General features: G+C 66.7%; 1 protein-coding gene. It reads left to right on the top strand.

Features of this window, described 5'->3' with window-relative positions:
- Positions 1-125: 125 nt before the first annotated feature.
- Positions 126-299, top strand: a complete 174-nt coding sequence (locus tag ACFXN1_RS51830) for a hypothetical protein (RefSeq protein ID WP_379446790.1) — start codon at positions 126-128, stop codon at positions 297-299.
- The last annotated feature ends 1,027 nt before the right edge of the window (positions 300-1,326 follow it).

Below are 1,326 nucleotides of genomic sequence, written 5' to 3'. Positions count from 1 at the left end.
TGGCGGGCGGAACCAACAGCGGTTGCGCGCCCACGGTGACGGCCTGCTCGGTGAGGGTGATCTCGGCCTGGGTCAGGGTCGAGATCTGGTGCTAGGTGTACTGCCCTTCGGTGGCTAGCAGCAGGATGACCGCGTCGCAGCGCCTGGTCAGCGCGTCGGGCCAGACGGTGAACGGCAGACCCGTGATGATCGTGTCCGCGTGCGCGCGCAGGCTCGACAGTCGTTGCGCGCGGCCGGGATTGAGCGCGCGGCGCACCGCTTCGGCGGCACCGGGAATCGGCAGCTTCGTGGCCTTCTGAGCGGCGTTGAGAGCGCTGACGCGGCCGCGCTGGGTGGTGGGGGTGCCCGGGTGTGCTCGCCCAGATAGGCCAGCACGGTGTCGGCGCTGGCGGCAGCGCGGGCAACTCGGCGGCCATGGACCAGCGCGCGAATTGCCGCCACTCGCGCGCCTGCTCGCCGCGCAATCCCGGAATCCGTGTCACCACAGGGGAATTGTGGTGGCGTGCATGTATTCGGGAGCCGCGGTATTGGGCTGCGTGTCGTTGCCTGTGGACATCATCACCTCAGCTCGGGACAAGTATCGACTGCCGCCGCACCGCCCTACGGCGGATCGACGCGTGGGCTCCCCTGATTGTCGTGCGTGTGCCCACAGCACTTGGGCCCGACACACCTTGAACTTGCGACCGCGTTCCTGGACTCGCCGATGCCGCCGTCACCCCTCCCCCGGGTCGGCACTGGCCGATATTGCCCCCTGCGGCCTGATCGCGAGCCCAGGCACTCTTGCTGGTTTGGCGGTGGACGGCGCAGGGTATCGATTGCTGTCGAGAAGGTCGTGGTGACCGGACTCGATCGTGTTGTGCGCCAAATCCTTGTTGCCCCGCATGCTTGGGCCGTGTCGCGTCGGGATTGTCGGATGCTGCACTGGCCGAGCTCGCCGCCCTCGCCGCCCTCGCCGACCGGCTGCGCCAGCAGGAAGGACTACCGCCAATCGAGCTGACCACTCAATGGTGAACGCGCACAACCCTCGCTTCAGTTCAGCCAACGCCGCGCTGCCCACCGCCGCCAATCGACCGACTCGCCAACACAACGGCGCACGCACAGCGATGAGGCACTAGCCAGTTGACGTTCGTTCGTCGTCACATGACGATTTCCTGCCAGGACTCAGTAAAGACGGTAATCGAGGCGGAGCCGCCGCTCGAGATACCCGAACTTCAACAGCCGGGTGTGGCCAGCAGCGTCTCCACTCGCTCGATCACGGTATCTGCGGACTGACCTTTCCTGAATCCCACGGCATCGAGGATCTCGAGCACCGCGACCACCGTCTTC

The sequence above is a fragment of the Nocardia sp. NPDC059154 genome, from assembly GCF_042755705.1.
Lineage (GTDB): Bacteria > Actinomycetota > Actinomycetes > Mycobacteriales > Mycobacteriaceae > Nocardia.
Note: the sequence above shows the minus strand (reverse complement) of the source record. Positions and strands in the feature narration are given on the sequence as shown.